The organism is Streptomyces sp. NPDC093600 (genome assembly GCF_044764755.1).
Classification (GTDB): Bacteria; Actinomycetota; Actinomycetes; order Streptomycetales; family Streptomycetaceae; genus Streptomyces.
Genome location: NZ_JBIWIU010000027.1, coordinates 1 through 4185, shown reverse-complemented (window position 1 = coordinate 4185; position 4185 = coordinate 1). Strand labels below are relative to the sequence as shown.

4 protein-coding genes are annotated in these 4185 nt (G+C 73.6%); 2 read left to right on the top strand and 2 right to left on the bottom strand.

All coding sequences use genetic code 11. The features are described from left to right. Positions 1-65: 65 nt before the first annotated feature. Positions 66-1070 carry a non-homologous end-joining DNA ligase gene (gene ligD, locus ACIRB4_RS31620; RefSeq protein WP_403296103.1) on the bottom strand — a complete coding sequence of 335 codons (1005 nt, stop codon included), beginning with the start codon at positions 1068-1070 and terminating at the stop codon, positions 66-68. A gap of 21 nt (positions 1071-1091) precedes the next feature. Beyond that, complete coding sequence (locus ACIRB4_RS31615) at positions 1092-1742, bottom strand: HemK2/MTQ2 family protein methyltransferase (protein WP_403296102.1); 651 nt, start codon at positions 1740-1742, stop codon at positions 1092-1094. A 114-nt stretch (positions 1743-1856) separates the two neighbouring features. Here ACIRB4_RS31615 and ACIRB4_RS31610 point away from each other — a divergent pair, with 114 nt between their 5' ends. Both ACIRB4_RS31610 and ACIRB4_RS31605 read left to right on the top strand, forming a co-directional pair. Continuing rightward, positions 1857-2528: an HAD family hydrolase gene (locus ACIRB4_RS31610; protein ID WP_403296100.1), complete on the top strand. Its 672-nt coding sequence runs from the start codon at positions 1857-1859 to the stop codon at positions 2526-2528. Between the two features lie 53 nt (positions 2529-2581). Further along, entirely contained in the window at positions 2582-4159 is a 1578-nt protein-coding gene (locus ACIRB4_RS31605; protein WP_403296098.1) for an FAD-dependent oxidoreductase, read from the top strand. Positions 4160-4185: the final 26 nt, after the last annotated feature.

Genomic DNA, 4185 nt, shown 5'->3' with positions numbered 1-4185 from the left:
GACTCGCCTGCCCGACGTCCGGGACTTCATTCACCGCCGCCACATGCCCGCTCCGCTCAGGCGCGTCAGGCGCGCAGGGAGGCGAGGCGGCGGTGGGCCGGGCCGAGCGAGCGGCCCCGGAGCGGGGCGTCGTGCCAGGGGTCGTCCCGGAGCAGGGCGTCGACGTCCGCGAGGCGGCGATGCCCCGGGGTGAGGTCCGGTGACTCGACGTCGGCCCAGCTGACCGGCGCAGCGACGGGCGCGCCGGGACGGGCGCGGACGGCAAAGGGGACCACGGCCGTCTGGGCGTAGGCGTTGCGCTGGATGTCGAGATAGAGCCGGCCCCGGCGCGCCTTCTTCCGGGCCTCGGTGGTGAGCGTGTCGGGGTGGCGGGACGCGAGCAGTTCGGCGAGGTCGCGGGCGAAGGCGCGTACGTCGTCGAAGGCGGCGCGCCGGTCCAGCGGGACGAGGACGTGCAGCCCGCGGGAGCCGGTGGTCATGACGGCGGACGGCAGTCCGACCTCGTCCAGAAGCCGGTGCAGCTCTCGTGCCGCTTCCCGTACGGGTGCGAAGTCGTCCCCGGCCGGGTCGAGGTCGAAGACGAGCCGGTCGGGGTGGTCCGGCCGGTCGGCCCTGGACAGAAAGCGGTGCGGGGTGATGCAGGCCTGGCTCGCGAGATAGGCCAGCGTGGCGGCGTCGTCGCAGATCGTATAGGTGACCTTGCCGTCGGACTTGGGCAGCTCGGTGTGGTGCACCCAGTCGGGGAAGTACTCCGGCAGGTCCTTCTGCATGAATCCCCCGGCGTCGATCCCGTCGGGGTGGCGTTCCAGCATGAGGGGCCGCCCGCGCAGATGGGGCAGCATCCGGGGGGCGACCGTACGGTAGTAGTCGACGAGGTCGGCCTTGGTGATGCCGTCGTCGGGGAACAGGAGCTTCCCCGGGCGGCTCACCTCGACCGTGCGCCGTCCGACGCGGACGGACGCCCTGGCGCCGGCATCGGCCCCCGTTCTGGAGCCGGTCTTGGCACCGCTCTCGGCGCTGCTCCTGCCGCCGCTGCTCTTGGCGCCGGTCGGTGCGTCCTTGGCTGCCATGGACACCTCCTCGCCGCCGGTTCAGCCACGGGTCGCGCGGATGACGACGAGTTCTTCGGTCCGCAGCCCGGTCTCGACCAGACCCCGGTCCTCGAACCAGTCCGCCCGGGCCGTCATCACCGGCCCGAAGGGCTGGGTGCGACGGCGGGCCACGTCGGCGTCCAGACCGGCGCGCTGAAGTGCGTCGAGGGTCGCGGTGACGCCGGAGAGCGAGGAATGGACGAGGAGCAGCACCCCGTCCGGGTTGAGCAGGAGCGGCGCCTGGCGGCAGATGCGGTCGAGGAGCAGCCGCCCGTCGGGCCCGGCGTCCCAGGCCCTGCCCAGGCCGTGTGCGGGCGGCTCCGGGTTCTCGGCCGGTACGTACGGCGGATTGGCGGTGACCAGGTCGAACCGCTCCCCCGCCACCGGCTCGCCCAGGTCCCCCCGGAACAGCCGGACCCGGCAGTCGTGGAGCCGGGCGTTGAGCCTGGCGGTGGCCACCGCGGCCCGGGAGACGTCGACGGCGGTGGCGTCCGCGCCCCGGAGGGCGGCGGCGATGGCGATGATGCCCGTGCCCGTGCACAGGTCCAGCGAACGGGTGCCCGGCCGGATGTCCTCCTCGGCCAGGCCCTCCAACAGCAGTTCCGTGTCTCCCTGAGGGGCGTACACGCTCGGCGGCTTGATCATGCGCATGAGCCGCAAGTGCCCGCGCCGGGCGTTTCCACGCCTCTCGGTGCGGCGGTTTCTCCCCCGGTGCGCGGGTAGCCGCGCCGGGAAGCGATCCGCCGTACGAGGAGGCGACCGAGGATGACCCGCGCGGCTCTGTTCGACGTGGACGGCACCCTTGCCGACACCAACCATCTGCACGTGGTCACCTGGTGGGAGGCGTTCCGGCAGTCGGGGCACGACGTCCCGATGCACGCCATCCACCGGGCCATCGGGCTCAGCAGCGAGGACCTCATCGCCCATCTGCTGGGCGACCACCGCGACACGGGGCAGGACTCCGCGATCAGCGCCGCGCACAAGACGCTGTACGCCACCTACTTCGACCGGCTGCCCGCGCTGCGGTCGGCGGGGAAGCTGCTGCGGACGGTGGCCGGCCAGGGCTGGACGGTCGTCCTCGTCACATCGGCGAGCGGTCATGAGCTGGAGGCGCTGCGCCGTGCGATCGACGCGGACGAGGTGATCGCGCGGACGGCGAGCTCCGACGACGTCGAGGAGGGCAAACCGGCGCCGGAACCGGTGCGGCACGCCCTCGACCTCGTCGGGGTGTCGCCGGAGCGCGCCGTACTGGTCGGGGACACGGTCTGGGACATGAAGGCGGGCAGCCGGGCCGGGGTGGCGTGCGTGGGCCTGCTGTGCGGGGGCATTCCCGCCGACGACCTCCGCGCCGCGGGGGCCGAGGCCGTGTACGCCGACCCGGCGGAGCTCCTGAGCCGGTTGCCGCAGAGCCCCCTGGCTTACGAGGGCGGGCCCTAGCGGGCGTCGTGCGGGCCACGCATCCCCGGGGGCTTTCAGGGCAACCGCGCCCTATGAACGAACTCACCGGCACCCATGGTTCCCACTGGCTGCGGACGGCCGCGTTCCCGGCCTATCCCCCGCCCACCGGCGACACCGAGGCCGATGTGGCCGTGATCGGTGGAGGCATCGCGGGGCTCAGCGTCGCCTGGGAGCTCACCCGGGCGGGCCGCTCGGTGGTCGTCCTGGAAGGCGACCGCGTCGCGGCCGGTGTCACCGGCCACACCACCGCGAAGGTGAGCGCCCTGCACACGCTCGTCTACGACGACCTCCGGAAGTCCCGCGGCCCCGACGCGGCCCGCGCCTACGCCCAGTCGCAGATGGCCGCCGTGCGCCACATCGGCGAGGTGGCGGCCGAGCTCGGCGTCGACTGCGAGCTCGAGGACCGGGCGGCCTTCACGTACTGCCAGGATCCGGACGGCGTCGAGAAGCTGCGCGCCGAGGTGGAGGCAGCGCGCGAGGCCGGGCTCGACGCGTCGTTCGTGACGGAGACCGGACTGCCCTTCCCCGTCGCCGGCGCGGTCCGCGTCGAAGGGCAGGCGCAGTTCCACCCGCGGAAGTACCTGCGCGCGCTGGCCGAGGATCTGACGGCGCGCGGAGGGCGGATCCATGAGCGGAGCCGCGTCGTCGACCTGCACCGGGGCGAGCCCTGCCGTCTGACGACCTCCTCCGGCTCCACGGTGACCGCGCGGGACGTGGTCGTCGCCACCCACCACCCGGTGTTCGACCGGGGCATGCTCGCCGCCCGTCTCAGCCAGCACCGCGATCTCGTGGTGGCGGGGCCGCTGCCCGCGGACCGGGACCCGGACGGGATGTACATCACGCAGGAGGAGGGCAAGCGCTCGGTGCGCACCGCCCCGTACGGGGACGGCAGGCTGCTGATCGTCACCGGCGAGGCCTTCGGCCCGGGGACGGAACCGGACACCGAAGGCCGCTACGAGCGTCTGGAGCGGTGGACGCGGGAGAACTTCCCCGGTGTGGAGATCACCCACCGCTGGGCGGCCCAGGACAACGCCTCCACCGACACGGTGCCGCTCATCGGTCCCCTGCACCACGGTGACGACCATGTGTACGTGGTCACGGGCTTCGCCGGCTGGGGCATGGCCGGCGGTGTCCTGTCCGGTCTGCTGCTCGGCTCCCTGCTCGGGGGCCGTCCGGTGGAGCGGGAGTGGGCGGAGCTGTACGACCCGCGGCGGCCCGGGATCGTCGCCCGCACGGCGCCCGCCGTCGCCAAGGAGCAGTGGGACGTCGCCAAGCACTTCGTGAAGGACCGGCTGGACTCGCTCGGCGCCGGTGCGCGGCGCACGGTGGACGATGTCCGGCCCGGCACGGGCGAGGTCCTGCGCGTGGCGGGCCGGCCCTGCGCCGTGTACCGGGAGGAGAGCGGCTCACTGCACTCCGTTTCGGCGGTGTGTACGCACATGGGCTGCCTGGTGGCCTTCAATCCCGCCGAACGGACCTGGGAGTGCCCCTGCCACGGCTCCCGTTTCGGCGTCGACGGCGAGGTCATCCAGGGGCCGGCGCTGCATCCGCTGGAGCGGCGGGAGCCGAAGGAGGACGGGGGTCGGGAGCCGGAGGAAGACCGGGGTTGAAGTCCCGCGCGGCGGGCACGTGTGGT